The 26,872-nt window shown below is 73.0% G+C and carries 29 protein-coding genes and 1 pseudogene; 15 read left to right on the top strand and 15 right to left on the bottom strand.

All coding sequences use genetic code 11. From position 1 onward, the window contains the following. Nucleotides 1–105 precede the first annotated feature (105 nt). Nucleotides 106–1,338 carry an MFS transporter gene (locus ACX9I7_RS20030; protein WP_459388110.1) on the bottom strand — a complete coding sequence of 411 codons (1,233 nt, stop codon included), beginning with the start codon at nt 1,336–1,338 and terminating at the stop codon, nt 106–108. 129 nt (nt 1,339–1,467) lie between these two features. On the opposite strand from ACX9I7_RS20030, the gene ACX9I7_RS20025 reads away from it, so the two are divergent. Beyond that, nucleotides 1,468–1,815, top strand: a complete 348-nt coding sequence (locus ACX9I7_RS20025; protein WP_387575628.1) for an ArsR/SmtB family transcription factor — start codon at nt 1,468–1,470, stop codon at nt 1,813–1,815. Here ACX9I7_RS20025 and ACX9I7_RS20020 read toward each other — a convergent pair. Continuing rightward, nucleotides 1,707–4,994: a BTAD domain-containing putative transcriptional regulator gene (locus ACX9I7_RS20020; RefSeq protein WP_459388077.1), complete on the bottom strand. Its 3,288-nt coding sequence runs from the start codon at nt 4,992–4,994 to the stop codon at nt 1,707–1,709. The genes ACX9I7_RS20025 and ACX9I7_RS20020 overlap by 109 nt on opposite strands. A gap of 105 nt (nt 4,995–5,099) precedes the next feature. Between ACX9I7_RS20020 and ACX9I7_RS20015 the strand changes: the two genes are divergently transcribed. Then, complete coding sequence (locus tag ACX9I7_RS20015) at nt 5,100–5,933, top strand: SDR family oxidoreductase (protein WP_459388076.1); 834 nt, start codon at nt 5,100–5,102, stop codon at nt 5,931–5,933. A 21-nt stretch (nt 5,934–5,954) separates the two neighbouring features. Here the strand turns inward: ACX9I7_RS20015 and ACX9I7_RS20010 are convergent, their stop codons facing one another. The 4 genes from ACX9I7_RS20010 to ACX9I7_RS19995 form a co-directional block, all read right to left on the bottom strand. Further along, nucleotides 5,955–6,548: an NADPH-dependent FMN reductase gene (locus ACX9I7_RS20010; protein ID WP_387575634.1), complete on the bottom strand. Its 594-nt coding sequence runs from the start codon at nt 6,546–6,548 to the stop codon at nt 5,955–5,957. Nucleotides 6,549–6,727: 179 nt separating this feature from the next. Then, nucleotides 6,728–7,981, bottom strand: a complete 1,254-nt coding sequence (locus ACX9I7_RS20005) for a GNAT family N-acetyltransferase (RefSeq protein ID WP_387575636.1) — start codon at nt 7,979–7,981, stop codon at nt 6,728–6,730. Nucleotides 7,982–8,123: 142 nt separating this feature from the next. Next, complete coding sequence (locus tag ACX9I7_RS20000; protein ID WP_459388075.1) at nt 8,124–9,113, bottom strand: asparaginase; 990 nt, start codon at nt 9,111–9,113, stop codon at nt 8,124–8,126. Between the two features lie 69 nt (nt 9,114–9,182). Next, a complete protein-coding gene (locus tag ACX9I7_RS19995; RefSeq protein ID WP_229820377.1) occupies nt 9,183–9,824 on the bottom strand; it encodes an RsiG family protein in 642 nt (213 codons plus the stop codon). A 158-nt stretch (nt 9,825–9,982) separates the two neighbouring features. Between ACX9I7_RS19995 and dtd the strand changes: the two genes are divergently transcribed. Further along, on the top strand, nt 9,983–10,408 hold the full coding sequence (gene dtd, locus ACX9I7_RS19990) for a D-aminoacyl-tRNA deacylase (protein ID WP_459388074.1): 426 nt from the start codon (nt 9,983–9,985) through the stop codon (nt 10,406–10,408). Nucleotides 10,409–10,427: 19 nt separating this feature from the next. Here the strand turns inward: dtd and ACX9I7_RS19985 are convergent, their stop codons facing one another. The 6 genes from ACX9I7_RS19985 to cynR all read right to left on the bottom strand — a co-directional run bounded on the left by ACX9I7_RS19985 (nt 10,428) and on the right by cynR (nt 14,952). Beyond that, on the bottom strand, nt 10,428–11,096 hold the full coding sequence (locus ACX9I7_RS19985) for a ScbR family autoregulator-binding transcription factor (protein WP_387575640.1): 669 nt from the start codon (nt 11,094–11,096) through the stop codon (nt 10,428–10,430). Between the two features lie 126 nt (nt 11,097–11,222). Next, complete coding sequence (locus ACX9I7_RS19980; RefSeq protein ID WP_459388073.1) at nt 11,223–12,026, bottom strand: GNAT family N-acetyltransferase; 804 nt, start codon at nt 12,024–12,026, stop codon at nt 11,223–11,225. Between the two features lie 61 nt (nt 12,027–12,087). After that, complete coding sequence (locus ACX9I7_RS19975) at nt 12,088–12,498, bottom strand: VOC family protein (RefSeq protein WP_126915413.1); 411 nt, start codon at nt 12,496–12,498, stop codon at nt 12,088–12,090. A 63-nt stretch (nt 12,499–12,561) separates the two neighbouring features. After that, complete coding sequence (locus ACX9I7_RS19970) at nt 12,562–12,966, bottom strand: helix-turn-helix domain-containing protein (protein WP_229820378.1); 405 nt, start codon at nt 12,964–12,966, stop codon at nt 12,562–12,564. A 29-nt stretch (nt 12,967–12,995) separates the two neighbouring features. Further along, entirely contained in the window at nt 12,996–13,838 is an 843-nt protein-coding gene (locus ACX9I7_RS19965) for a putative protein N(5)-glutamine methyltransferase (RefSeq protein ID WP_387575645.1), read from the bottom strand. A gap of 202 nt (nt 13,839–14,040) precedes the next feature. Continuing rightward, the gene (gene cynR, locus ACX9I7_RS19960) at nt 14,041–14,952 is read right to left on the bottom strand and encodes a transcriptional regulator CynR (protein ID WP_387575647.1); all 912 of its coding nucleotides are present in this window, start codon (nt 14,950–14,952) and stop codon (nt 14,041–14,043) included. Between the two features lie 126 nt (nt 14,953–15,078). On the opposite strand from cynR, the gene ACX9I7_RS19955 reads away from it, so the two are divergent. The 3 genes from ACX9I7_RS19955 (at nt 15,079) to ACX9I7_RS19945 (ending at nt 16,793) form a co-directional block, all read left to right on the top strand. Further along, nucleotides 15,079–15,684: a carbonic anhydrase gene (locus ACX9I7_RS19955; RefSeq protein WP_387575649.1), complete on the top strand. Its 606-nt coding sequence runs from the start codon at nt 15,079–15,081 to the stop codon at nt 15,682–15,684. A 67-nt stretch (nt 15,685–15,751) separates the two neighbouring features. After that, nucleotides 15,752–16,222 (top strand): cyanase, encoded by a 471-nt coding sequence (gene cynS / locus ACX9I7_RS19950; protein ID WP_459388072.1) that lies wholly within the window; start codon nt 15,752–15,754, stop codon nt 16,220–16,222. Nucleotides 16,223–16,292: 70 nt separating this feature from the next. Continuing rightward, nucleotides 16,293–16,793, top strand: a complete 501-nt coding sequence (locus ACX9I7_RS19945) for a nucleoside deaminase (protein WP_459388071.1) — start codon at nt 16,293–16,295, stop codon at nt 16,791–16,793. Between the two features lie 125 nt (nt 16,794–16,918). Here the strand turns inward: ACX9I7_RS19945 and ACX9I7_RS19940 are convergent, their stop codons facing one another. Next, a complete protein-coding gene (locus ACX9I7_RS19940) occupies nt 16,919–17,272 on the bottom strand; it encodes a winged helix-turn-helix transcriptional regulator (RefSeq protein ID WP_459388070.1) in 354 nt (117 codons plus the stop codon). 149 nt (nt 17,273–17,421) lie between these two features. Between ACX9I7_RS19940 and nadC the strand changes: the two genes are divergently transcribed. The 6 genes from nadC to ACX9I7_RS19910 all read left to right on the top strand — a co-directional run bounded on the left by nadC (nt 17,422) and on the right by ACX9I7_RS19910 (nt 21,145). After that, nucleotides 17,422–18,342 (top strand): carboxylating nicotinate-nucleotide diphosphorylase, encoded by a 921-nt coding sequence (gene nadC, locus ACX9I7_RS19935; protein ID WP_387575657.1) that lies wholly within the window; start codon nt 17,422–17,424, stop codon nt 18,340–18,342. Next, on the top strand, nt 18,330–19,184 hold the full coding sequence (locus tag ACX9I7_RS19930; RefSeq protein WP_459388069.1) for a PhzF family phenazine biosynthesis protein: 855 nt from the start codon (nt 18,330–18,332) through the stop codon (nt 19,182–19,184). Before nadC ends, ACX9I7_RS19930 begins: the two co-directional genes overlap by 13 nt. Before the next feature lie 66 nt (nt 19,185–19,250). Then, nucleotides 19,251–19,583: a DUF1330 domain-containing protein gene (locus tag ACX9I7_RS19925; RefSeq protein ID WP_387575661.1), complete on the top strand. Its 333-nt coding sequence runs from the start codon at nt 19,251–19,253 to the stop codon at nt 19,581–19,583. A gap of 60 nt (nt 19,584–19,643) precedes the next feature. Next, nucleotides 19,644–20,084 (top strand): helix-turn-helix domain-containing protein, encoded by a 441-nt coding sequence (locus tag ACX9I7_RS19920; protein WP_387575663.1) that lies wholly within the window; start codon nt 19,644–19,646, stop codon nt 20,082–20,084. Nucleotides 20,085–20,101: 17 nt separating this feature from the next. Continuing rightward, nucleotides 20,102–20,695: a hypothetical protein gene (locus tag ACX9I7_RS19915; protein WP_387575665.1), complete on the top strand. Its 594-nt coding sequence runs from the start codon at nt 20,102–20,104 to the stop codon at nt 20,693–20,695. A gap of 108 nt (nt 20,696–20,803) precedes the next feature. Further along, nucleotides 20,804–21,145 (top strand): DUF2516 family protein, encoded by a 342-nt coding sequence (locus ACX9I7_RS19910; protein ID WP_459388068.1) that lies wholly within the window; start codon nt 20,804–20,806, stop codon nt 21,143–21,145. Nucleotides 21,146–21,187: 42 nt separating this feature from the next. Here the strand turns inward: ACX9I7_RS19910 and ACX9I7_RS19905 are convergent, their stop codons facing one another. Continuing rightward, complete coding sequence (locus tag ACX9I7_RS19905; RefSeq protein WP_459388067.1) at nt 21,188–22,417, bottom strand: PP2C family protein-serine/threonine phosphatase; 1,230 nt, start codon at nt 22,415–22,417, stop codon at nt 21,188–21,190. 291 nt (nt 22,418–22,708) lie between these two features. Continuing rightward, complete coding sequence (locus tag ACX9I7_RS19900) at nt 22,709–23,884, bottom strand: C40 family peptidase (protein WP_459388066.1); 1,176 nt, start codon at nt 23,882–23,884, stop codon at nt 22,709–22,711. Nucleotides 23,885–24,175: 291 nt separating this feature from the next. On the opposite strand from ACX9I7_RS19900, the gene pstS reads away from it, so the two are divergent. From pstS to ACX9I7_RS19885, 3 genes and pseudogenes are all read left to right on the top strand, one after another. Continuing rightward, complete coding sequence (gene pstS, locus ACX9I7_RS19895; protein WP_387575673.1) at nt 24,176–25,309, top strand: phosphate ABC transporter substrate-binding protein PstS; 1,134 nt, start codon at nt 24,176–24,178, stop codon at nt 25,307–25,309. Between the two features lie 187 nt (nt 25,310–25,496). Continuing rightward, nucleotides 25,497–26,459, top strand: a complete 963-nt coding sequence (gene pstC / locus ACX9I7_RS19890) for a phosphate ABC transporter permease subunit PstC (protein WP_392758103.1) — start codon at nt 25,497–25,499, stop codon at nt 26,457–26,459. Further along, nucleotides 26,456–26,872: pseudogene (locus ACX9I7_RS19885) on the top strand (phosphate ABC transporter permease PstA); the annotation flags it as partial. The gene pstC and the pseudogene ACX9I7_RS19885, both read left to right, overlap by 4 nt.

Here is a 26,872-nt window from a genome sequence, read left to right as displayed (position 1 = left end):
GGCCGGGCCCGGTGGGCAAGGGGCCTAGGCCCTGTCCGGCGGATCATGCAGCGCCCCGTAGGGGCGCGTGACGGAGATCCGCCGGACACGGCCTGAGCACCGGGACTACCCCCTCGCGGGAGCGAGACGCGCCACCACCCCACCCCCCGCCGCCAACACACCAAGCACCACCGCGAAGGTCGTCGCCCCGGCCGTCAGGCCGATGCCGTCGCTCAGGTAGCCCGCCGCGACGGGCAGGGCGCCGGCCGGGACGTAACCGCCGACGTTCAGCGCGGCGTTGGCCTCGGCGAGGCGGGCGCCGGGGACGGTGGAGTTCAGGAGGGAGAGCCCGCCGAGCTGGCCCATGCCCTGCCCCGCGCCCGCGAGGATCGCCGCGACCGCCAGGAGGACGACCGACGAGGTCCACACGGCGGCCATGAGAGCCACCATCCCCGCCACGACACTCACCGCACCACCCACCAGAATCACCCGCACCCGCAGCCCCTTCACCGCGAACTGCACCCCCGTGGCGGCGAGGAACATCACGAACGCCATCGCCCCCGCGACCACCCGGCTGGTGGTGCCCAGCAGCCCGGACAGCAGCGACGGCCCGAGCGAGAGCACGAAGGACGTCGACGTGATGCCGGGCGCGAACACCGCGATCCCGAGGAGCAGCTGACGCCCGCTGCCCCGCGGCACCTTGGGCAGCCGGATCCAGGCGCCCGCACCCGCACCCCCACCCGCCGCCGACGGCCGGGACAGCGGCATGCGCAGCACCGTCACGAACGCCAGGGCGAGCAGCCCGATCTCGGCCAGGAAGACGGTCACGGTCGGGCCGGGCAGCGTCTCGGAGAGCACGCCGGCCAGCAGCGGCCCCAGGCCCGCGCCGAGCACCATCGCGCAGGACGCCAGCAGCGCGCCGAGGCGCTTGCGGTCGGGGCCGGCCACGTCCGTCACCGCCGCCATGCCCGCGGAGACCACCGCCCCGACCGCGACCCCCGTGAACAGCCGGGCCGCCATCAGCGCCACCACCGACGTGGCCGTGGCGAAGATCCCGCAGGCCAGCACCGCCAGCCCCAGCGCCGGGAGCAGCACCGGCTTGCGGCCGACCCGGTCGGAGACCACGCCCGACACCAGCAACGAGCCGATGAGACCCACGATGTAGCAGGCGAAGACGACGGTCATCGTGCCCTTGGAGAAGCCGATGTCGCGTTGCCACAGCGCGTACAGCGGTGTCGCCGCGTTGGAGAGGACGAAAACCGCTGTGACAGGCCAGGCCGCCAGCCAGATCCACCGGGTCGGCGCGGTCGACGGAAAAGCGGCGGCTTCAGGTGCCTCCGCCGGCGCGGGTCGAGTGATGGTCACAGGGGGCCCCCTTGGCACGCTCCAGTACGAGTCGAGTCGAACTTAGCATGCAGTACGATCGAACTCGTACAAGAAGCTCGCACAAGAAGCCCACACAGAGCACGGCGCTGCCAGGGAGCGGTCATGACAGTCCTGCCCACCCCCGACGACCTGCCCGAGCCCCTCCCGGAGCCCGCGGTCGACGACATCCGCCTGGAGACGGTCATGGGCGCGCTCAGCGACCCCCTGCGGATGGGGATCGTCCGCAAACTCCTCCTGGAGTCCGAGCAGTTCGACCACCCGTGCGGCTGGTTCGGCCTGGACCGCCCCAAGTCCTCGCTCACCCACCACTTCAAGGCCCTGCGCGAGGCGGGCGTCACCCGTCAGCGGCAGTACGGGCTCGAGCGCCGCAGCCACGTCCGCGTGGACGACCTCAACACCCGCTTCCCCGGCCTCCTCGACCTGGTCGCCGCCTGGACGCCCGCGCCCTGAGCACCGCCCGCACCCTGAGCAGCACCCGCGACGAAAGCCGGGGCATCGGCCCCCGTCCCCACCCCCGCCCCCAGCACCGCCAGCCCCAGCCGCGTGCCCCGGGCGAAGGACACCGTGAAGGACTCCTCCCCCAGCGCCGCCCGGGCGCCCGCCGTGACGCGGTCGACGTCGCCGCGTTCGGCGGGCGGCAGGGGCGCACCCGCCGAGGCGCGGGCGCCCGCGGCGGCGCCCAGGAGGAGCGCGGCCAGCCCGGGGTCGCCGCCGAGCGCGGCGGCGCCGGAGAGGCCCTCCAGGGGCAGGGCCATCGCGCGCGGGTCGCCGATCAGCCGGGCTATCTCGAGCGCCTCGCGGTGCAGCAGCCACGCCGCCACCGCGTCGCCGCGCAGCTCGGCGACGAAGCCCAGTTCGTCGAGGACCAGCGGATTGCCCGGCTCCGCCGACACCGCGTCGTACCAGTCGCGGATCTTCAGAAGAATCGTTTCCGCAGTGGCGAGGTCCCCGTCCCGCCGGGCCGAGAGCGCCTGGCCCAGCTCGGCGTGGATCTCGCCGAACTTGAAGCCCTGGGCCACGGCCGTCCGCCGGGCCCGTTCGTGGAGCTCCCGGGCCGCGCCCCGGTCGCCGGTCAGCAGGGCGATCCGGCCGAGGTGGGAGAGGAGGAAGGAGACCTCGGTGGCCAGGTCCAGGTCCTCGGCGATGATCAGGGCGTCGTTCAGCAGCCGTTCGGCCCGCGCGTAGTCCCCGCCGATCTCGGCCAGGGTCGCGAGCGGGGCCACGCTCTGGAGCTGGCCCCACCGGTCGCCCAGCTCCCGGAAGAGGGCCGCGCTGGCCTCGCCGTCGCGCCGGACGGCGGCCAGTTCGCCGCGGATCATCGCGTGGGTGGCGCGCAGGGCGAGGGCGGCGGCGACGCCCCAGCGGTCGCCGTGCTCCCGGAAGCCCGCGAGCGCCAGCTCCGTCTGCTTCTCGCTGGCGGCCAGGTCACCGGTGTTGAACAGGGCGTACGCCAGGAACCAGCGGGCCCTCGACCGGACGCCCGGCCCGTCCAGCCCCTCGTACGACGGCGGTTCGGCCCGGTGGCCCGAGAGCAGCGCGAAGCCGCTGTGCACGGCCCGGATCTCGCCCGACTCGCCGGTCGACAGGGCCGCCTCCGCCCAGCGGCGCGCCTCGCCCAGCCGGCCGCGCAGCAGCCAGTACCAGGCCAGGGAGCCCACCAGCCGGCGGGCGTCGTCCGCCGCGCCTTCGCGGACGGCCGTGTCGAGGGCGGCGCGCATGTTGCCGCTCTCGGCGTCCAGCCGGTGCAGCCACTCGCGCTGTTCGGCGCCGTGGAGGTACGGGCGGGCGCGCTCGGCGAGGTCGGCGTAGTAGCGCAGGTGCCGCCGGCGCACGCACGTCTCGTCCGCCACCTCGCGCAGCCGCTCGGTGGCGTAGGCGGCGACGGATTCCAGCAGCCGGTAACGGGGGCCCCGCTCGCAGTCGGTCACCAGGACCAGGGACCGGTCGACGAGCCGGGCCAGCAGGCCCAGTACGTCCTCGCGCGCGACGCCCTCGCCCGCGCAGACCGCCTCCGCCGCCGCCAGTGTGCAGCCGTCGGTGTGCGCGGCGAGCCGGCGCAGCACGGTCCGTTCGGGGACGGTCAGCAGCCCCCAGCTCCAGTCGATGACGGCCCGCAGCGTCTGCTGCCGGCGCGGCGCGCCGCGCCGGCGGCCCGTCAGGAGGCGGAAGCGGTCGTCCAGCCGGGAGGCGAGTTCGCGGACGCCCAGCGCCCGGACGCGGGTGGCGGCGAGTTCGAGGGCGAGCGGGAGCCCGTCCAGGCGGCGGCAGATGACGTCGACGGCGTCCCTGCTGCGGTCGTCCAGGACGAAGCCGGGCGCGGCGGCGGCCGCGCGGACGGTGAACAGCCGTACCGCGTCGGCCTGCGGCAGCGGTTCGACGGAGCGCACCGTCTCGGCGGGCAGGCCCAGCGGCTCCTGGCTGGTGGCCAGGACGCGCAGGCCGGGCGCGGCCCGCAGCAACCGGTCGGTGAGCTCGGCGGCGGCCTCGACGACCTGCTCGCAGTTGTCGAGGATCAGCAGGGCCCGCCGGTCGCGCAGCCGCTGGCCGAGGCGTTCGACGGCCGACAGCGGCGCGGGCGCGCCGTGCGGGGCCCCGTCGTCGCGTACGCCCATGGCTCCGGCGATCACCTCGGCCAGGGAGTCGGCGTCGCCGTGCTGCCCGGCCAGCTCCGCCAGCCACACCTCGTCGAAGCGGCCGCCTGCGAGCCGGCCCGCGGCCTCGACCGCGAGGACGGTCTTGCCGACGCCGCCCGGCCCGGTGAGCGTCACCAGCCGTCCGGTGCGCAGCAGGGCGGTCACCTCGGCCGTGGCGTCCTCGCGGCCGATGAGTTCGGTGAGGGGGGCGGGCAGGTTGGTGCGTACGGCCGCCGGGCCGGACGACAGGGCGGGGGCCCGGCCGGCGAGTTCCGGGGCCTGGGTGAGGATCGCCTGGTGGAGGGCGGTGAGTTCCGGTCCCGGGTCCAGGCCCAGCTCGCGGGCGAGCCGTTCGCGCAGCCCGGCGTAGGAGGCGAGGGCCTCGCTCTGCCGCCCGGCCCGGTACAGGGCGCGCATCTGGACCGCGCGCAGCCGTTCGCGCAGCGGGTGCCGGGCGACGAGCGCGGTGAGCTCGCCGGCGAGGCGGCCGTGTTCGTCCAGTTCGAGCCGGGCCTCGGCCTGTTCCTCCAGCGCGGTCAGCCGGAGTTCCTCCAGGCGCAGGGCGGCGGCGCGGACGTACGCGGCGTCGGCGAAGTCGGCGTAGGCCGGGCCGCGCCACAGGCCCAGCGCCTCGGTGAGCAGCGCGGCGCGCTCGCGGGGCCCGGTGACGGACCGGGCGCGGGCGACGAGGGCCTGGAAGCGGTCGGCGTCGGTGTCGCCGGCCTCCAGGCGGAGCCGGTAGCCGGGCGGGGTGTGGACGACGCGGTCGCGGCCGACGGTCCGGCGCAGCTGGGAGACCTTGGCCTGGAGGGCGTTGGCGGGGTTGCCGGGGGGTGTGCCGCCCCACAGGTCGTCGACGAGCCGGTCGGTGGGGACCGGCCGGCCTTCGTGCACCAGAAGGTCCGTCAGGAGCGCGCGGACCTTCGCCTCGCGCACCCTGACCGCATCCCCCGCGTCGTCCCACACCGTCAGTGGACCGAGCACCCCGAACCGCATGCCGTCGACCGTAGCTCAGCGGACCGCTCCCGGCCGGGCTGACATGACCGTGGACCGTCAGCTCTTCCGCAGCGGGGCGTCAGTGGGACGCGAAAGAGTACGGTCATGGCGATTTCCATCGAAACCACGGACATGTTCACCGACGAGCCCCGTCACGGCGGTAAGTCCGGTGGTGAGTACGGCGGTAAGAAGGCCGTCATCACCGGCGGAACCATGGGCATGGGGCTGGCCATCGCCAGGCGCCTCGTCGCGGGCGGGGCGGAGGTGTTATTGACCGGCCTGAGAGACGCGCACCTGCTGCGGGCCCAGGAGGAACTCGGGGACCGTGCCCATGTCGTCCGCTCCGACACCACCAGCCTCGACGACATCGCCGCGCTGGGCGCGACGGCCGAGGAGGTCCTCGGCCATGTCGACTACCTCTTCGTCAACGCCGGGGTCGCGGAGCTCGGCCCGGTCGCGGAGGTCACGGAGGAGTCCTACGACCGGCAGTTCGGGGTCAACGCCAAGGGGGCGTTCTTCACGGCGCAGCGGATGATCCCGCTGCTGCGCGAGGGCGGGGCGATCGTGTTCACCACGAGCGTCGCGGACTCCATGGGGGCGCCCGGCATGGGCGTCTACGCGGGCTCGAAGGCCGCCGTGTGGGCGTTCGCCCAGGTGCTGGCCGCCGAGCTGGTCGGGCAGGGCATCCGGGTCAACGCCGTGAGCCCCGGCTTCATCGACACCCCCACCATGGGCGTGGCCGCCCTGTCCGACGAGGAGCGGCTGCACTTCAGGGAGCTGGGCGACGCCAGCACGCCGATGCGGCGGCACGGTTCGGCCGACGAGGTGGCGCGGGCCGCGCTGTTCCTGGCCGCCGAGGCGACGTTCACCACCGGCGTGAAGCTGCCGGTGGACGGCGGGCTGGCGCAGAGCGTCGTGGCCATGCTCCCGGCCGGGTAGGGACGGCCGGGGCACAGGGGCTCACCCGCCGTACGGGCGGGTCGCGCGGGCCTCGCGCAGGGAGACGGCCCACCAGGAGAGCTGGTCCAGCATCACCTTCGCGGCACCGGCGGCCAACTGGCCCGCCTCCTCGTCCAGGTGGCGGCCCGAGGCGTCCAGCTTGCCCCAGGGGCTGTGGAAGCTGACGGTCTCGCGGATGGTGACGGCGTGCAGTTCGGCGAAGACCGGGCGCAGGTGCTCGACCGCGCGCAGGCCGCCGGAGAGACCGCCGTAGGAGACGAAGGCGACCGGCTTGGCCTGCCACTGGGTGTAGTGCCAGTCGATGAGGTTCTTCAGGGACGCCGGGTAGCTGTGGTTGTACTCGGGCGTGATGACGACGAAGGCGTCGGCCGCCGCCAGCCGGGGGGTCACGGCGGCGAGCACGGCGGCGTCCTCGGGGCCCGGGTCCCTGGACAGGCTGACGGGGAGCGGGTGTTCGGCGAGATCGATGACGTCGACGTCGATGTCGTCGCGCCGTGCGGTCTGGTCGGCGAGCCACTCGGCGACCGTGGGGCCGAAGCGGCCCTCACGGGTGGAGGCGACGACGACGGCGAGGCGGTAGGGGGTCTCGGACATGACGGGTCCTCTTCTCGGCGGTTCGGCTGATTGCTCGGTGCGGGCAGGGGCCCTCGGGCCGGTGGCGGGCGCCGGTGGCCTTCGGGCCTCTCGGGCCGCTGGGAAGAAGCCTCTTACCTCAAGCATGGTTGAGGTCAAGCGCGGATTTCCGGGCGCTCACGCCCGTGCGAACGGACGGCTCAGAAGACGTCCGGGCACCACGGCCGCCGGGCCGTGCGCAGCATCAGCTCGGCGCGCGCCACCGCGCCCGGCCGCTCCTCGGCGACCCGGCCCAGCGCGGCCAGCCGTACGACGGACTCGTCGCCCAGGTACAGGGTGCCCAGGTCGCGCGCGGCGAGGGCGAGATCGGCCGGGCGCCTCGTGGCCGCGCAGCGGGCGCCGTCCGGCCCGGCCTCCAGCAGGAAGCGCCCGCCCGCGTAGCCGTCCGGGTCGGCGACCTCGACGACCAGCGTGCCGGGGTGGGCGTACGTCCGGGCCTCCAGCAGGGCCGGCACGTCCAGCGGGCGCAGCCACAGGAGGTCGGCGTGCGTGGTGACCTTGGCGGCGCGCGGGTCGGGGAGCAGCAGGGGCAGCAGGTCGTCGGGGGCGCGGAAGCCGGAGCGGACGGTGGTGATCCAGTCGACCGACAGCAGGAAGTGCCACAGGGCCCGTTCGGCCTCGGTGCTCACCGCGATCAGGTCGAGGACGGAGGCGGTGCCGTGCGGGCGCTTGGCCTCCCAGGAGTCCTGGGCGGTGTAGGCGAGGAGGCCGTCGACGGCGCCGCCGGGGGCGCGGTAGAGGACGTAGAACGGCTCGGTCCACGGCTGGCCGGCCGGGCGGAGATCGCCCGTGGCCCGTCGCCACCAGCGCTCGTCGCGGTCGACGAAGCCGGGCCGCGCGGCGCGCAGCCGCTCGTGGAGGGCGGGGCCGAGCTCGCGCGCCGTGCCGGGGTCCACGAAGTCGACGCGCCCGCCGTCCGTGGGCCCCGCGTAGCGGCGGTCCAGGCCGGCGCGGGCCACGTCCACCTCCCACTCGGTAGTCCAGGAGGCGGGGCCGAAGCCGTACCGGCCGTAGATGAGCCACTCGGCGGCGATCAGCGTCGCCGCCGCGTCGCCGCGCTCCTTGGCGAGCCGCAGGTCGTTCGCCATCATCCGGCCGAGCAGCCCGCGCCGGCGGTGGGTGGGCGAGACGGACACGTTGGAGACGGCGTCGGCCGCCACGGACGCCCCGCCCGGCACGGTGAGCCGCTGCGCGAAGCTGCGGAAGGCCGCCACACAGCGCTCGCCATCGAAGGCCCCCTGTGTGCGGTCGAGATCCATGCCGGCACGGCGTATCTCGACCTCCTCCTTGGAGGCCACGGGGGGCCGGAGGAAACCGGTGTGCATGGCGCGCGTCCAGGCCGGGACGTCGTCGTCGCCGATCGTACGGATCTCGATGCCGGTGCTCGCGGTCATGCGAGCACGCTAGGGGCGGGCCGGGCGCGGCGCACGCGGTTTCCTACGACCGTCAACGATCCGGAACAGGACCTGCCCAGACGGAAGGACCCGCTCAGGCGGCAGGACCCTCAGCGGGCGGTACCGGCCTCCGCGTCCCGCGTCAGAAGGCCGCGCGGATCTCCCCGACCCGCCGCCCGCCGCCCAGCAGCGGCACCTCGGCGATCCGGGCGAGGACGGGCGACTCGACGCCCAGCAGCGCCAGGGCGCGGGCCAGCACGGGCCCCATGGCGCGCGCCGCGCCATCATCGATCTTGAAGGCCAGCGCCCGGCCGTCCGGCAGGGCCAGGGCCTGCACGGCCTCGGCGCCCATCTTCGACAGCGCGCCCGGCACCTCGCGCATGATCCAGGTGTCGGGGCGGCGGGTGCCCGCGACGTACTCGGGGTGGGCGCGCATCGCGTCGGCCACCGCGCGCTCCGGCGTGCCCGGCGCGGCCAGCACGAAGGAGCGGAACGCCCGGGCCAGACCGGCCAGCGAGAGCGCCATCAGGGGCGCGCCGCAGCCGTCGGTGCCGACGTGGTGCACGGGTTCGCCGGTCGCCGTCTCGACGACGTCGAGGACGAGCCGCTGGAGGGGGTGGGCGGGGTCGAGGTAGGTCTCGGTGGGCCAGCCGTTGGCCGCGCAGGCGGCGATCATGGCCGCGTGCTTGCCGGAGCAGTTCATGGTGACCTTGTGGCGGGCCAGGCCCGAGGCCAGGTACGCCTCCGCCTCGACCGGGTCCAGCGGCAGGTCGGGCGGGGTCTGGAGGTCCTCCTCGGAGAGGCCGAACTCACCGAGCATGGTCCGCGCCAGCTCCAGGTGGAACGTTTCGCCGGAGTGGCTCGCCGCCGCCAGCGCCAGCCGCTCCCCGGAGAGCTCCAGCCCGGCGCGGAGCACGGCGGCCGCCTGCATCGGCTTGTTGGCGGAGCGCGGGTAGACGGGGGCCGCGGGGTCGCCGAGCGCGAGCTCGACGCTGCCGTCGGCGGCCAGCAGCACCAGCGAGCCGCGGTGCACGCCCTCGACGAAGCCGGAGCGGACGACCTCGGCGAGGACCGGGGACAGCCGGGATATGCCGATCCGCGCGGCGGCGGAGTCAAGGGTCGAGGAGGTCATCGTCGGCCTTCCGGGGGGTGGGGGGTGGTGGTCACAGGCCCGCCCCGGTGGTCCGTGGATGTCACACGATCACGAGAGCAGGTCGTCCACTTGTGCTTCCCCTTCACGGTACCTGCGTGCGATCTCGGCGCTGCAATCGTCCGTGGTGCGCTGCAGCCCCTGACGGCGCAGGGACACCTGCCGCTCGTACGCCACCAGCCGGCCCATACCGGCCCGTAGCTCCCCGTCCGTCCGGGCGCCCAGGTCGGACAGCTCGACCTCCGACAGCATGTCCTCCGCCAGCCGCCGGTACTCCTCGCCGCGCGGGGTGCCCAGCGTCACGTGCCGGGCCGAGGAACGGTGGGTGGACGGGCCGTCCGCCAGGATCTCCGAGAGCCGCTCCACCAGCAGCCGCTCCACCAGCGGGGAACCCGGCGTCGCCCGGCGCGCCAGCTCCGCCCGAAGGATGTCGATGCGGCCCTGGAGGAGCCGCCGCACATAGCTGAGGTCCGCCTCGTCGCGCCGGGCGTCCCGGCGCATCGCGCGCAGCTCGTTCAGCCGCAGCTCGTTCAGCCGCCGCCCGGGGACGTCCGCCTGCCGCCCGGAGCGCTGGCTCGGCGGTCTGGCCTGCAAGCTGTCCACTGCCGTCAGGTCCTTCAAGTCCTTGAGCCGCTTGAGCTCTTCGAGGTCCGTGAGGTCCTTGGTGAGGCCCTCCGTGAGGTCCTTCGTCATGCGGTTCCGTCCCCTCGGGCGGCGGTGCGCGGCACGGATCGCCTTGCCGATGGCCGCGAAGAGCACCGCCTTGCACGCATCGTGCCACCCGGTGCGCCCGGTGCGCAGGGCCTCTCCGCCCGAACGGACCTGAATGGGCGCAGGGCATCATGGTCCGTATGCGTGCTGTGGTGCAGAGGGTGGACGGGGCGAGCGTCGCCGTGGACGGCCGGGTGGTCGGCGAGATCGTCGGCGAGGGCCTGTGCGTGCTGGTCGGGGTGACGCACGACGACACGCCGGAGCGCTGCGCGCAGCTGGCACGGAAGCTGTGGGGCCTGCGGATCCTGGCGGACGAGAAGTCCTGTTCGGACGTGGGGGCGCCGCTCCTGGTGATCTCGCAGTTCACCCTCTACGGTGACGCCCGCAAGGGGCGCCGCCCCACGTGGAACGCGGCGGCCCCGGGCCCGGTCGCGGAGCCCCTCGTCGACGAGGTCGTGGCGCGGCTGCGGGCGCTGGGGGCGCGGGTGGAGACGGGGGTGTTCGGCGCGGACATGAAGGTGTCGCTGACGAACGACGGGCCGTTCACGGTGCTGGTGGAGGTCTGAGGACTGCCCGGCACGGGGGCTACGCGCGGAGCGCGAAGAACATCAGCCCGCCCACCTCGCGCCACCGCTCCACGATGTCGGCCCGGTGCTCGAGCACGTCCGAGATGTGCTGCATGCCGAAGAAGCCCGCGACGAGCGAGCGCGCGGCCGCCGCCGGCTCGACGCCCTCGCGCAGCCGGCCCTCGTCGCGCGCGGCCGTCAGCAGCCCGGTGAGCAGCTCGGTCCAGTCGACGTAGGGCGTGGGGAGCGTGGCGTCGATCTCCGGGCGTTCGAGCTGGAGCCGGGCGCCCGCCTGGACGACGACGTCGTCGCGGAAGGCGACGGCCGCCCGGTTCAGCATCTCGGCGGCGGTGTCCAGCGGGGGCAGGCCCTCCTCCCGGATCTCCTCCAGCAGTTCGGGCCAGCGGGCGTAGTGGTGCTCGACGACGGCGACGGCGAGCGACTCCTTGGACGGGTAGTGGAAGTACACCGCGCCCTTGGTCATCTCCACCCGGTCCGCCACGTCCTTGACGGACGTGTGCCGGAAGCCGCGCGCGGCGAAGAGCTCGGCCGCCGCGCGCAGGACGAGGGCCTTGGTGCGGATCGACCGGTCCTGCTTGGGGGCGGGCCCCCGGGCACAGTCGATCGTCCGGGCCGGGAACGCGGTCGCCGAGGTGCACGCCGCCGGTTCGTTCGCCTCGTTCACCATGAGCGGCAATATACCTTCGAGTAGGTATATTTCCGCCTCCGGGGCGGGACAGGCCCGGAGGGCTCACGGCCCGAAGGCCCCCACCAGGGCCCTCATGTCCCGCCGGCCCTCAGCCCACGAAGGCCCTCACGGCACGAGAACATACGGCGTGGTCGTCCCCAGCGCCACGAACCCCAGCCGCTCCAGGATCGGCCGGCTCATCGCCGACGCGTCGACCTGGAGATGGCGGTAGCCGTGCTCGGCCGCCAGCCGCGCCCGATGGTGGACGAGCGCGCGGTAGATCCCCCGGCCCCGCCACTCCGGCGCGGTGCCGCCGCCCCACAGGCTCACGAAGGACGTCCCGGGGTGGAGTTCCATCCGCGCCGCGCTCACCGGAACGTCCCCGGCCATGGCGACGACCGCTAGCGGAACGTCCGAGTCCAGCTGGTCGAGGAGCAGCTTCCGGTGCTGCTCCCGGGACTCGCCGAACGCCCGCTCCTGGGCGGCCACCGCCAGGTCGACGCCGGCCGCGTCGGTGACAGGGAGCAGCCGGATCCCCTCCGGGGGCCCGGAGCCGGCCGGCAGGTCCGCGACGGCGGCGACCATCAGCGTCTCCGTGGGCTCGGCCGTGAAACCGGCCGCCCGCAGCCTGCGCGGCAGGTCGGCCGGCAGGTCGTGGCCGTACAGCTTCCACTCGAACTCGCGGCCGAGCGCGGCGAAGTACGCCACCTGTTCGGCGATGGCGGCGTCCGCCGTGTCCTCGTCGAGGTCCGACCAGACGACGCCGTTCCAGCCGTCGGCGTCCGCGCCGACGTGCCGGACGACGACCGTGCCGGCGCGCGAGGCGTGCTCGACGCGCTCGACCCGGGCGCCGGGCCCGTCGGCCCGGACGCCCTCCCGCATCTCGCGGTCGTAGAGCGGCAGGAGGGCCGCCACCGTGTCCTTGTCCATCCGCACACCCCAGCACCGGCCGGGGCGGACGGCAACGGAATTACCGCCGGACCGCGGCCCGTCAGACCTTCGGCTGCGTGAAGCGGATGCGGTTGCCGAACGGGTCGCGCAGCCCGCAGTCGATCCCGTAGGGGCGCTCGGTCGGCGGCTCGGTGAACTCGACGCCCTTGGCCAGCAGCGTCTCGTAGGTCTTGTGGCAGTCCGGCGTGGTGAGGATGAGCCAGCCGGCCATCGCGCCCTTGGTGACCAGGTCGCGCACCTGCGCGGCCGTCTCGTCGGACATCATCGGCCCGCCCGGCTGCTCCAGCAGGATCTGGCGGCCGGCGTCACCGGGGACGCCGACGGTCAGCCAGCGCATGAAGCCCAGGGGGATGTCGGCGGTGATCTCCAGGCCCAGCTTGCCGACGTAGAAGTCGAGGGCCTCGTCCTGGTCGAGGACGTAAATCTGCGAGTGCGTGATGGCGTTGAACATGAGGGAAACGTTATTCGGCCAGGCGCCCGAAAACTTATCCAAAACTGCTCTCTACGAGAGCCCCTATGAGCCGGGCCGGATCCACGCCATCGCGAAGCAGGTGGGCACGTGCTGCGCGACCGCCTGCTTGCGGTAATCCCGGGGCGACATGCCGACGATGTCCCGGAACGTCCGGCTGAACGTCCCGGGACTGCCGAAACCCACCTCGAAGCAGATGTCCGTGACCGCGCGCCCGGTCTCGCGCAGCAGGAACATCGCCCGCTCGACGCGGCGCCGCTGGAGGTAGCGGTGCGGGGTCTCCCCGAACGTCGCGCGGAAGGTACGGCTGAAATGCGCCTCGGACACATGGGCGATCCGGGCGAGGGCGGGGACGTCCAGGGGCTCCGCGTAGGCGCGGTCCATGGCGTCCCGCGCCCTCAGCATCCGGCGGTTGGTGTCCTCGACGGCGGCACGGTTCACACCGCTCATCCCACCATACGGCGGCGCGGAAACGCAGGTCAGCGCTGTGGGAGCGTCCCTATGACCACGGTGGCGCCCAGGTCCGCGCAGTGGACGACCGTCGCCTCCAGCCCGCCGCGCGCGAACGTCCGGGCCGTGTGCGGCGCCTGCCGCTCGCTCGTCTCCATCAGTAGATGCCCGCCGGGCGCCAGCCAGCGCGCGGCCCCCGCGGCCACGCGCCGCTGGACGTCGAGCCCGTCCGGGCCGCCGTCCAGCGCCACCCGCGCCTCGTGGACCCGCGCCTCGGCGGGCAGCAGCCCGATGGCGTCGGTGGGAACGTAGGGGGCGTTGGCGAGCAGGACGTCGACGCGGCCGCGGAGCGCGGCGGGCAACGGCGCGTACAGATCTCCCTCCAGGACCCGTCCGCCGGACGCGGCGACATTGCGGCGCGCGCACCGCACGGCGGCGGGGTCGATGTCGGCGGCGTACAGCTCGACACCCGTCCCCCCGCCGGCCTCCCCCACCCCGGCCACCAGCGCCGCGCCCAGCGCGCCGGTCCCGCAGCACAGGTCCACGGCGACCACGTCCGGGCCACGGCCCAGTGCGCGGCTGACGGCCTGCTGGACGAGGAATTCGGTACGCCGGCGCGGCACGAAGACACCGGGGTCGACCGCGATCCGCAGACCCCGGAACTCGGCCCAGCCGACGACGTGTTCGAGCGGATGCCCGGCCGCCCGCCGGTCGACCATGGCGTGGAGCTCGTCCGGCGAGCCCGCCGCGGAGAGGATCAGTTCCGCCTCGTCCTCGGCGAAGACGCAACCGGCGGCGCGCAGCGTGGAGATGACGGAATTACGGAAGGAGAACAGTCGCAGAGCCGCGGAAGCGGCGAAAGAAACGGACACGGGAGCCTTTCGGGGTACGAAGGGCGCCCTCCCGGTCCACCTAGACCGGCACGACCACGACGTCGCGGGACGAGAGCACCCGACCTGACACAGCGTTGATCGGTCTCACCTCCTTCTGTCCGGGCCCGCTTCACGGGGCCCCTGTTCCTTGCAGGAGCGATGGTAACCCCTCCCGGTGCGCCGCTTCCGGGTCGCCCTCCGCTCAGGCCGGGGTGTAGGCGCGGGTCGCGACGTGGTCATGGACGAGGCGGGTGAAGGCGCGGGTGGCGGCGGACCGGTAGGCGCCCTCGCGGGTGAGGAGGGTGACGGTGCGGGTGGGCAGGGGCGGGTCGAGGGGGACGGGGGTGAGGTGGGGGTGATCGTGGGTGATGGCGTCGGGGAGGACGGTGGCCAGCGGGGTGCGCCGGACGATCTCGGTGAGGGCCTGGATGGAGTTGGCTTCCACGACGATGCGCGGTTGGACGCCGTGGCGGCTGAAGTAGGCGTCGATGTGGCCCCGGGTGGCGAAGTCGGCGCTGAGCAGGGCGAGCTGCTGCCGTTCGAGGGCCTGGACGGGCAGGGGCTCACAGCCGGTGGCGGTGGGTGCGTGCTGTGCCGCGGTGACGAGGCCGAGGGTCTCGGTGAACAGCGGGGTGGCGGCGATGCCGGGCGGGTGGGGCCCGGCGAAGGCGATGCCGAGGTCGATCTCGTCGCCGGCCAGACCGGCCTCGATGCGGTCCTGGGTCGCTTCGGTGACGGTCAGGGTGATGCCAGGGTGGCGGGCGTGGAGCTCGGCGACGACCGGGCCGACGAGGTAGGCGGTGAACGTCGGCGTGACCGCGAGGCGGAGGTGGCCGCGGGAGAGGTCCTGCACGTCGTGGACGGCGCGTTCGGCGGCGGCGAGGTCGCGCAGCGCCCGGCGGGCGTGCTCGGCGTACACGTTGCCGGCGTCGGTGGGCCGTACGGTCCGGCCGGTGCGGTCCAGCAGTTGCACGCCCACCGTGCGCTCCAGCTGTTTGATCTGCTGGGAGAGGGTGGGCTGGGAGATGTGGAGCTCTTCGGCGGCGCGGGTGAAGTTCCCGTGCTCCGCGACGGCGAGCAGATAGCGCAGGTGACGCAGTTCCAGGGCGGCCATGACCCTCACTATAGACAGCACCAATAGCTTCCATGGCGAGCAACTCTTGGACTCTATAGGTCCAGCTCATGCATGGTGGATCTCGCCGGGCCCCACGGGCTCGACGGCTACCGAAGGGAGTGACCCATGCAGGACCTCACCGAGGGCGTCGCGCGGTTCCAGCGCGAGGTCTTCCCGGCCAAGGCGGACCTCTTCACCCACCTGGCCACGCATCACACGCCGCACACGCTGTTCATCGGCTGCTCGGACGCCCGCGTCGTCCCCGAGCTGATCACCCAGGGCGAGCCCGGCGAGCTGTTTGTCATCCGCACCGCCGGAAACCTCGTTCCCGCCTACACGCCCGGCGCGAACGGGGTCACGGCCAGCATCGAGTACGCCGTCGCCGTGCTGGGCGTCACCGACATCGTGGTGTGCGGGCACTCCGCCTGCGGCGCGATGACCGCCCTGGCCGAAGGCCACGACCTGTCCGGCGCGCCGGTGGTCGCCGACTGGCTGCGGCACGCGGACGCCGCCGTGGCCCGCACCGCCGGCATGGCGGCCGGCCCGGAGAAGACCGGCGCCCTGGTCCGCCAGAACGTGTACGCGCAGCTGACGAACCTGACCACCCACCCCTCCGTCGCCCGGGCGCTGGCGGAGAAGAAGGTGGCGCTGCACGGCTGGGTCTTCGACATCGCCACCGGGCGCGTCGAAGCCCTGGACGTCACCGGCGCGGGCACCGCCCTCGCGTCCTGACGCAGGCCCGGCCCGAACCCCACCCCGGACCACCCCACCCCATCCCCCCAGAAAAAGGAGCCCTCTCATGGTGCACGCCCAGTTCGACCCGACCGCCCGCGAGGCCCTGGCCAACGCCGCCGTCGAGGCCAAGACCCGCAAGAACCTGTCCTGGCAGCGGATAGCCGACGCCTCCGGCCTCTCGGTCGCCTTCACCACCGCCGCCGTCCTCGGCCAGCACCCCCTGCCGGAGCAGTCCGCCAAGGCCGTCGCCGAGCTGCTCGGCCTGGACGAGGACGCGGCGCTGCTGCTGCAGACCATCCCGACCCGCGGCTCGATCCCCGGCGGCATCCCCACCGACCCGACGATCTACCGCTTCTACGAGATGCTGCAGGTCTACGGCACCACCCTCAAGGCCCTGGTCCACGAGGAGTTCGGTGACGGCATCATCTCCGCGATCAACTTCAAGCTGGACGTGAAGAAGGTCGCCGACCCCGAGGGCGGCGAGCGCGCCGTCATCACCCTGGACGGCAAGTACCTGCCGACCAAGCCGTTCTGACCGCCGGGGGCGGGGCCCACCGGCCCCGCCCCTCTCTTCATCCCCTCCCGCTCACCGGAAAGGCCCGTTCATGGACTTCATCCAGCGCACCATCGACCTCGCCCGGCAGAACGTCGCCGAAGGCGGCCGCCCGTTCGCGACGGTCATCGTCAAGGACGGCGAGATCCTCGCCGAGAGCGCGAACAAGGTCGCCCAGACCGACGACCCCACCGCCCACGCCGAGATCCTCGCCATCCGCGAGGCGTGCGTGAAGCTCGGCACCGAGCACCTGACCGGCACCACCATCTACGTCCTCGCCCACCCCTGCCCGATGTGCCTGGGTTCCCTCTACTACTGCTCCCCGGACGAGGTCGTCTTCCTCACCACCCGCGACGCCTACGAACCGCACTACGTCGACGACCGGAAGTACTTCGAGCTCAACACCTTCTACGAGGAGTTCGGCAAGAACTGGGACCGGCGCCGGCTGCCCATGCGCCACGAGCCCCGCGAGGACGCCGTCGAGGTCTACCGCCTCTGGCAGGAACGCAACGGCGGCGAACGCCGCGTGGCCGGCGCCCCCACCGTCGCCTGACCACCGCGCCTTCACGGGCAGCGGCGCTTCACCGAGCGGCGGGTCCGCATCAGCCTCGCCGACGACGTGACCCGCCACCTACGCCGGGCCGCCGCCCAGCGGTGGCCGTTCCGTTCGGCGGGGCCTCAACCAGGCGTCCCGTCGCCCACGGTGTCCGGATGCGGGACGCGGCCGGCGGACTGGTCGTCGGCGTGGTCCGCCCCTTGCGGGTCGATCGCGGCCGCCCAGTGTTCCGCCCAACGGGCAAGGGGGTTCAGGGCGTGGCGCGCCTCCTGCCCCAGCGGGGTGAGCCCGTAGCGGCTGTCCGGCAGTTGGTGAATCACCTGGGCGTCCAGCAGCTCGGTCAGGCGCTGCCGCATCACGCTGGAGGACATGTCGTCGCACCGCTTCTGCAAGGGGCGGAATCCAAGCGGACCCTCGCGAAGCTCCCACAGGATGCGCAGACTCCACCGCCGCCCGAACAGATCGAGCGCGGCCATGAGGGGGCGGCCGGTGGTCGAGCCGCGAACAGGACCGCCAGGTCTGGGTGTTGCCATGTCGGGATGTCCAGCCCTCCAGGGTTGATGCTTCGAATACCGACACGCTAGCATCGGCGACCGCTTCGGAAATCGAAACGGAGGAGGCTGTTGTGGCACCCGCCCTGACGACCTGGGTGAGAGGCGTTCCCGAGTTCCCCTCGGCGGCGGCACGGGCCGCCGCCGCTGCCGCCCTGGCCGAGGACGCGTCGGGGAAGGACATCACCACCGAGTGGAGCGTTCCCGAGGGCCTGGCGGCCACGGCCGAGATCCGCACCCGGCAGAGCGGCATCGCCGCCGGCCTCCCCGTGGTCGCCGAGGTCTTCGCGCAGGTCGACCCCGAGGTCAAGGTCGAACCGGCCGTCGCCGACGGCGCCCGGCTGGCCGACGGCCAGGTCCTGGCGCACCTGTCCGGTTCGGCGCGCAGCCTGATCACCGGGGAGCGTACGGCGCTGAACTTCCTGCAGCGCATGTGCGGCATCGCGACGCTGACCGACCGCTACGTCCAAGCCGTGGCAGGGACCGGGGCGCGCATCCTGGACACGCGCAAGACGGCGCCGGGCCTGCGCGCCCTGGACAAGTACGCGGTCACCGCCGGCGGCGGCCACAACCACCGCCTCGATCTCGCGGCGATGGTCCTGCTCAAGGAGAACCACATCGCCGCGGCGGGCGGTGTGACGGCCGCGATCGAGGCGGTCGGGCGCGGGATGGCGCGCACCGGGCAGGCCGTGGAGTGCGATGTCGAGGTGCGGACCGTCGCCCAGGCCGTCGAGGCCCTCGACGCCGGAGCCCGCTGGATCATGCTCGACAACATGTCGGTGGCCGACATCGAGCAGGTCGTGAAGGTCCGGGCCGGGCGGGCCGACGCCTCCCGGATCCTGCTGGAGGCATCGGGCACCATCCGCCTGGACACGGTTCTCGCCATCGCCGGGACGGGCGTCGACCTCATCTCGGTCGGGGCGTTGACGCACAGCGCGCCCGCACTGGACCTGACCATGCTGCTGACCGCCGGCCCGGTGCCATGCCCGAGGTAACGGTCGTCGACGCGTGTCAGCGGGACGGCGGGGGTGGCAGCCCGACCGCCGTTCTGGACGATGCGCCGTTCACCGACGAGGAGCGATGCCGCATTCCCACGGAGTTGGGAACGTCGCACGCCGTCTTCCTCCGCGCGACCGGAACCGAGCGTCGTCGGCCCGTGTACACGCTGCGGTTCTTCACCGCCCAGGGCGAACTGCCCGCCTGCGGCCACGGCACCGTCGCCGCCCTCGCCGTGCTCGCCGAACGGGAAGGCGGCGACCGCGACTACCGCGCCGTCCTGCGTACGGCCCACCGCGGCTTCGAGGGCCGGGCAAGCCGAAACGGTGACGGCCTGACGGCGTCGTTCGACCCGGGCCCGGTCAGCCTGCGCAGCGCCGGTGGGCCCGAACTGAGGGCGGTCGCGGGCGGCCTCGGACTGACGGAGGACGCGGTCGCCGGCGACGCCTGCGTGGCGTCGAACGGGCGGCCGAGACTTCTGCTGCCCGTCCGATCCCGTGCCGCACTGGCCGAACTCACGCCGGACCCAGCCCTGTTGCGCGCGGCCTGCGACCGCTACGGCCTGCTGGGCTGCTACGCCTACTCGCCCCCGGACCGACACGGCCGAGCGGCAGCCCGGATGTTCGCCCCGTCGATCGGCGTCCCCGAGGACATCGCCAACGCCAACAGCACGGCCTGCCTGGCGGCGCATACTGCCGGGTTCGGCACACACCGCCTCGCTGTCGACATGGGCGACCACCTCGGCAGCCCGTCCACCATCACGGCGACCGTCCACCGCGACCGCACGGGACACCGGGTCCGAGTCGGCGGCCAGGCAGCGATCGTGCGCACGGTTCGCTGACCCACAGCGCGCCGGCCATGGATCCGAGCACGTTTCCGATCATCAATTCCGAACACAGGAGGTACCGTGGCCAAGGGCTACTGGGTCAGCGTCTATCGCACCATCGAAGACCCCGAGAGGCTTGCCGCCTACGACAAGCTGGCCGGTCCAGCCGTCAGGGCCGCGGGCGGGCGGCTGCTCTCCCGCGGCAGCCGGGTCGTCGCACACGACGCCGGAATCGCCGAGCGCACCATCCTGATCGAGTTCGACAGCTTCGAACAGGCGGTCGCCGCACGCGCGAGTGCGGCCTACCAGGAGGCGCTGGCCGTACTCGCCGACGGCGTCGAGCGCGACTTCCGCATCATCGAAGCCCTCGATGTCGACGAGGTTCCAGCGGCCGATGCAGGCCATCGGAACTGACGGAAAACTATTGCAAGCATCCGCTTGCAATAGTTAGCAAGCTGCGGCACCATCGACACCATGGCATCACTCAACGTCGGCAATCTCGGCGAGTACCTCCGCGAGCAGCGGCGCACCGCGCAGCTGACGCTGCGGCAGCTCGCGGACGCCGCCGGAGTGTCCAACCCGTACCTCAGTCAGATCGAGCGCGGCCTGCGCAAGCCGAGCGCCGAGATCCTGCAGCAGCTGGCCAAGGCGCTGCGGATCTCCGCCGAGACGCTGTACGTGCAGGCCGGGATGCTCGACCAGCGGGAGCGGGAAGAGGCGGAGGTCCGCAGCGTGATCCTCGCCGATCCCTCGATCAACGAGCGGCAGAAGCAGGTGCTGCTCCAGATCTACGAGTCCTTCCGCAAGGAGAACGCCCTCGCCACACCCGGAACCGCTCCCGAACAGAGCGGTCCGGGCGGGACGAGCGGCGGCACGGGCAAGACGGACGACGACCAGAGCAACCCTTCGAGCTGATCGGGAGACCCTTCGCCATGGCCCTCACTCAGGACATCCGCAAGACGGCCACCGACACCCTCTACGCCACCGCCGGCGCCGCGGACCTCGCGGCGGAGAAGGTGGGGCAGCTCGTCGCCGAGGCCCCCGGCCGTTTCGAGCAGCTGCGCAGCACCGACCCCAAGGAGCTGGGCGGGCGGGTGAAGCAGCAGGCCAAGGAGGTGCAGACGCAGGTGACCGCCAAGGTCACCGAGTTCGTCGGGACCGTCGACACCGACGCCAAGAAGCTCGGCCAGAAGGCCCAGGACCTGGCGCTCCAGGGTGTCGGGCAGGTCGTCGCGGTGGCCGCCCAGGCCGGTGAGCAGTTCGAGAAGCTGGCCGAGCGCGGGCGCACGGCCGTGAAGACCTGGCGCGGCGAGGCCGCCGAGGGGTTCTCCGAGATCGCCGTCGCCGTGGAGCCGGGCAGCAGCGAGGGGAACAGCGGCGCCGCCGCCAAGGACGACCAGCCGGCCGCCGCCGCGGAAGGATCGGACGGCTCGGACGACGCGTCCAAGCCCGCCGCCCGCCGGACCGCCGCCCGCAAGCCCGCCGCCGCGAAGAAGGCGGACACCAAGGCCGGTGAGGACGCCTAGGCCGCCCGCGCCGCAGCACGCAGCACGCGGAACGATCCGGGCACGGACCACCTGCCCGGATCGTTCTCCGGGTACGGTGGGCAACGGACGCACTGAGAGGTGAGCGGCATGCTGGTGGAAGGCTTCGGCGAGGTCCTGTCCTGGGTGTCGATCGGGCTGCTGGTCTTCACGGCCGTCGCCTTCGTCGACGCGGCCGCCCGCCGGGAGGACGCCTACCGCGCGGCGGACAAGCAGTCCAAGGGCTTCTGGCTGATCATCCTCGGTATCGCGATCGCCGTGAACCTCTTCTTCGGCATCCTGAACTTCCTGCCGATCCTCGGCCTGATCGCCACGATCGTCTACATGGTCGACGTGCGCCCCGCCCTGCGGCAGGTCTCCGGCCGGGGCGGCCCGCGCCGCCGGGGCTCCAGCTCGGACGGCCCGTACGGCCCGTACAACGGCGGCCGCTGACCCCGGAGGCGCCCGGAAGTACTCGGGAAAGCCCGGCCGCGCCTACCCCCTGGCGAGCAGCATCACCGCGAGGTCGTCCGTCAGGTCTCCGCCGTTGAGCGCCCGTACCTCCGCCACGACCGCCTCCAGCAGTTCCTCCCCGGCCAGCCCCTCCTTCAGCCGGCGGGCGACCAGTTCAATCATCCCCTCCTGGCCCAGCCGCCGCGTGCCAGCGCCCACCCGGCCCTCGACCAGGCCGTCCGTGTACATCATCAGGCTCCACTCCGCCCCCAGCCGGACCTCGCGGTGCGGCCAGCGCGCGGCGGACAGCAGCCCCAGCGCCGGGCCGCCGCCCTCCTGCGGCAGCAGGGCCGGGGCGTGCCCGGGGCGTACGAGCAGGGGTGCCGGGTGCCCGGCGAGGCAGAGCGCGGCCGAGCGCCCGCCCGGGGCGATGTCCACCATGCACAGGGTCGCGAAGACCTCCTCGTCCGCCCGCTCGTACTCGAGCACCTGCTGGAGGGTGACCAGCAGCTCGTCGCCGCACAGCCCGGCGAGCGTCAGCGCCCGCCACGCTATGCGCAGTTCGACGCCGAGCGCCGCCTCGTCGGGGCCGTGCCCGCAGACGTCGCCGATCATCGCGTGGACCGTGCCGTCGGCGGTGCGGACCGTGTCGTAGAAGTCTCCGCCGAGCAGGGCGCGGCTGCGGCCGGGCCGGTAGCGGGCGGCGAAGCGCAGCTCGGAGCCGGCCAGCAGCGGATGGGGCAGCAGACCGCGCTCCAGCCGGGCGTTCTCCTGCGCCCGCAGCCGGGTCTCGGTGAGCTGCCGCCGGTCGACGTCGGCGCGCTTGCGCTCGACGGCGTAGCGGATGGCCCGGCTGAGCACCCGGCCGTCCAGCTCGTCGCGGAAGAGGTAGTCCTGCGCGCCGACCCGGACCGCCTCCGCCGCCCGCGCGGCGTCGGTCTCGGCGGTCAGCGCCAGGACGGCCTGACGGGGTGCCAGCCGCAGCACCTGGCGCAGGGTGTCGAGCTCGTGGCCGCCCCCGGGGGCGTAGGCCCGGGAGGGGAGGGCGAGGTCGAGGAGGATGCACTGCACGTCGTCGGTGAGCAGCCGCTCCGCCTCGGTGAGGTTGCGGGCGGTCCGGATGCGTACGGGCCCCTCGGCCGTGCCGGTCATCTCCGCCATGCAGGGGCCGGACAGCGTCCCGCCGGGGGCGTCCTCGATCACCAGCAGTGTCAGCCCGCCGTCGGGCGGCACGGCGGGCGGCTCCGCCGGCCAGGGCGCGGATACGGGCATCGCTTCGGTCCTTCCTCCCCCGGCCACCACGAGGGGGTGCCCCCGCCCGGGGGCGCGGCACCTCGCCGACAGACGAGTACAGAACGTGACCCTAGCGCCAGAGCCCGCCCGAGCGGAATGGTACGCAGCCACCCGCCTCCGTCATATGCCTTACGGGTGACGGTAGTTGACGCCCGCGCGAGGACAAGCGGACCGTCCTACGAGCTGATGGTCGAGCCACCGCCGGGCGCCCGGACGGGCCCCGTCGACACCCCGGCGTACGGCCCGGCTCCCTTCACCACCCCACCGTCGCTACCCCGGCCGTACGACCCCCAGCACCGGCATCGAGCCCGCTCCCGTGACGGTCACCTGCCGGCCCGGCCGCGGCGCGTGGACGATCCGGCCGTCGCCGATGTACATGCCCACATGGCTGGCGTCCGCGTAGTAGATGACCAGGTCGCCGGGGCGCATGTCCTTGACGTCGACCTTGGGCAGTTGCCGCCACTGCTCCTGAGAGGTGCGGGGGATGGCCCGGCCCGCCGCCGCCCATGCCTTGAGGGTGAGGCCGGAGCAGTCGTAGGTGTCCGGGCCCTCCGCGCCCCAGACGTAGTCCTTGCCGATCTGTGCGGTCGCGAAGTCGATCGCGCGGGCGGCGTCGCCGGACGCCGCGACGGAGCCCCGGCCGGTGAGCCACTTGGCGGCGTCCGAGGTGAGCCAGCGGTCCTGGGCCTGCCGGGCCCGCTCCTCCTCCAGCAGCCGAAGTCTCTCCTTCTCCTGGTCCGCGAGTCGTGATTCCAGCTGCTTGGCGGTGTCGAGCCGCTCCTGGATCTCCTTCTTCGCGGCTTCGCGCTTCTTCTTCTCCGCGTCCAGCGTCTTCCGGCGCTCGTCCGCGGCCTGGGTGTAGCGCTCCAGGTCCGCCTTCGCGGCCGTGACCTCGGTCAGCATCCGGCGGGTGGCCTGCTCGCCCTTGCGGGCGAGGGAGACGTTGCCGAGGAAGGAGTCGGGGGAACCGCTGAGGAAGAGCTGCGTCCGGTTGAAGCCACCGCTGCGGTACTGGGCGCGGGCCAGGGCGCCCGCCTGGGCGCGCAGCGTGTCCATGCGCTTCCGGGCCGCCTCCAGCCGCTGGGTGAGCTCCGCGACCGACTTCTCCTGGAGGCGCAGCTGCTCACCGGCGGCGTTGTAGGCGTCGGTGGCGGTCTCGGCCTTGCGGTAGAGCTCCTCGACCTCCTTGTGGATGGCCTCCAGGCGCCGGGTGGCGTCGTCCGCCGCGGCACCCCCACCGGTGGCCGAGGACGTCGGACCCGGGGTCGGCCCGGGCGCCGCGTACGTCACGCCGGGCGCGCCCAGCACCGCCAGCCCGGCCGCGCACACGAGCGCCGTCGCCACCGCCACGCGCCGCTCGAAGCCCCGGCCGGCGCCCGTGCCGCCCGCACCACCCGCGCCGTCACCGCTCGTGCGATCGTCGTTCCGCCTGCCCGGACGCCCCACCGGCCACCTCCGCACCTTCACCCCCATGCCTGACATACCGTCACGCGAGGTTCGGATGCTGCCATGCCTGGCGTCAAATCGACAGAGATCTGCGTCACACTGCACAAGGAACCGGACCCTCGTGCGGGCAACCACCCCGACGGGTGAGGTTCACCCTCCGTTCACTCTCACCCATCGACCGCTTCACCTGATCTGCCTAATTTCGCCGAGTAGAGGGTGCGGGCAGGACCGCTCGTACCGACACCTCTCGCACGCCGCCCCAGCGGCGGCTCCCGGAAGGAACTCCCGAAAGTGAAGCTTCAGCGCAAGAACCGGCTTCGCACCGTCGCTCTCGGCGCCATCGCCGTCTCGAGCGCCCTGGTGCTCACGGCGTGCGGCTCGGACGACAACAGCGGCGGCGGCTCCACGGGCGGCGGCGACTCCACCAAGGCGGCGGGCAACATCAAGTGCGAGGGCAAGGGCCAGCTGCTGGCCTCCGGCTCCTCCGCGCAGAAGAACGCCATGGACCTGTGGGTCAAGAACTACTCGGCGGCCTGCAAGGACACCCAGATCAACTACAAGGCCACGGGTTCCGGCGCCGGCGTCCAGGAGTTCCTCCAGGGCAAGACGGCCTTCGCGGGCTCCGACTCGGCGCTGAAGCCGGAGGAGGTCACCAAGTCCAAGGAGGTCGTCAAGGGCGGCCAGGGCATCAACCTCCCCATGGTCGGCGGCCCCATCGCCATCGGCTACAACGTCCCCGGGGTGGACAACCTGATCCTCGACGCCGACACCCTCGCCAAGATCTTCGACGGCAAGATCGAGAAGTGGAACGACGAGGCGATCGCCAAGCTCAACAAGGACGCCAAGCTCCCCGACCTGAAGATCCAGGCGTTCCACCGCTCCGACGAGTCCGGCACCACGGACAACTTCACCAAGTACCTCAAGGCCGCCGCGCCCTCCTCCTGGTCGTACGAGCCCGCCAAGGCGTGGAAGGCCAAGGGCGGCCAGTCGGCCGACGGCTCCGCGGGTGTCTCCTCGCAGGTCAAGCAGACCTCCGGCGCCATCTCCTACTTCGAGCTGTCCTACGCCACCGCCAACAGCATCAAGACGGTGAAGCTCAACACGGGCGCCGCCGCCCCGGTCGAGGCCACCTCGGACAACGCCTCCAAGGCGATCGCCGAGGCCAAGATCGTCGGCTCCGGCTCGGACCTGGCCCTCAAGCTCAACTACGCCACCAAGGCCGAGGGCGCCTACCCGATCACCCTGGTCACGTACGAGATCGTCGGTGACAAGGGCAACAAGGCCGACACCCTCCCGGCCACCAAGTCCTTCCTGACCTACATCGCGAGCGAGGACGGCCAGTCGGTCCTCAAGGGCCTCGGCTACGCCCCGCTGCCCACCGAGATCGCCAAGAAGGTCCGCGAGGCCGTCGCCTCCCTCTCCTGACCTGGTTTGTGGGCAGTCGTTCCGCAGGGCGGAACGGGTGGGCACAAACCGCCCACCGGGCCGCACCAGCCCTGAGCCCGCACGCCATCCGGTGCACCGCCGCACGACGGAGCGGCGCCGCCGGGCCCATCCGGACCCAACGGTCCGGAAGGCCCGGCGCCAGCCGCCCCGCAGACCGGAGAAACCCATGGAAATAACCTCAGCCACACCACCCGGCCCACCGCCCCCGCGGAAAACCTCCCGCGCCGGTGACCGGATCTTCCTCGGCCTCTCCCGGGGGTCCGGGATCCTGCTCCTGGTGATCATGGCCGCCATCGCGGTCTTCCTCACCGTGCGGGCGACCAGTGCCCTCTCCAAGAACGAGGGCGACTTCTTCACCACCTTCGAGTGGGCCGCCAACTCCACGCCGCCGAAGTTCGGCATCGCGGTCCTGGCGTTCGGCACGGTCGTCAGCTCGCTCATCGCGATGCTCATCGCCGTGCCCGTGGCCATCGGCATCGCGCTGTTCATCTCGCACTACGCGCCGCGCAGACTCGCCGCGCCGCTGAGCTACGTCATCGACCTGCTCGCGGCCGTCCCCTCGATCGTCTACGGCCTGTGGGGCGCCCTCTTCCTGGTGCCGCACCTCGGCGGGCTCTACACCTGGCTGAACGACTACTTCGGCTGGACCGGGATCTTCGCCTACCAGGGCGGCGCCGCCCGCTCGCTCTTCACCATCGGCATCCTGCTGGCGATCATGATCCTGCCGATCGTCACCAGCGTCAGCCGCGAGGTCTTCCTCCAGGCCCCGAAGATGCACGAGGAGGCCGCGCTCGCGCTCGGCGCGACCCGCTGGGAAGTCATCCGGATGTCTGTCCTCCCCTTCGGCCGCTCCGGTGTCATCAGCGCCTCGATGCTGGGCCTGGGCCGTGCCCTCGGCGAGACGATGGCCGTCGCCACCGTCCTCTCCCCCAGCTTCACCATCGGCAAGAGCCTGCTCGACCCGGGTGGCGGAACGTTCGCTCAGAACATCGCGAGCAGCTTCAAGGAGTCCGGTGAGATCGGCAAGGACGCCCTGATCGCCTCCGGTCTCGTCCTCTTCGTCCTGACCCTGCTGGTCAACGGCGCAGCCCGGCTGATCATCGCCCGCCGCAAGGAGTACACGGCATGAGCGACGTGACCATGGACAGCACGGTCGTCGCCGACAGCGCGCCCCTCCCCTCGTACACCCTGCGCCAGCCCCGCCTGCCGCGCTGGGCACCCGCCGCCCTCGCGGCCGCCGCGGTCGCCGTCGGCGTCGGCACCGGCCTGGGCGCGGGCCTCGGCAGCCGCATCCAGTGGGGCCTGATCGCGGCGGTGGTCTTCGTCGCCGGGATGTTCGCCCTGGCGGCCCGCGTCGAGGGCCTCCGGCAGGCCAAGGACCGTCTCGCCACCAGCATGGTGTGGGTCTGCTTCCTGCTCGCGGTCGTCCCGCTGGTCTCGCTGCTCTGGGAGACGGTCTCGCGCGGCGCGAAGGTCCTCGACGGGAACTTCCTCTCCCACTCCATGGCCGGCGTCCTGACCATCCAGCCCGGCGGCGGCGTC

The organism is Streptomyces sp. L500, from assembly GCF_054551825.1.
The sequence above is the reverse complement of the archived record's forward strand: the minus strand, read 5'-3'. Positions and strand labels throughout refer to the sequence as shown.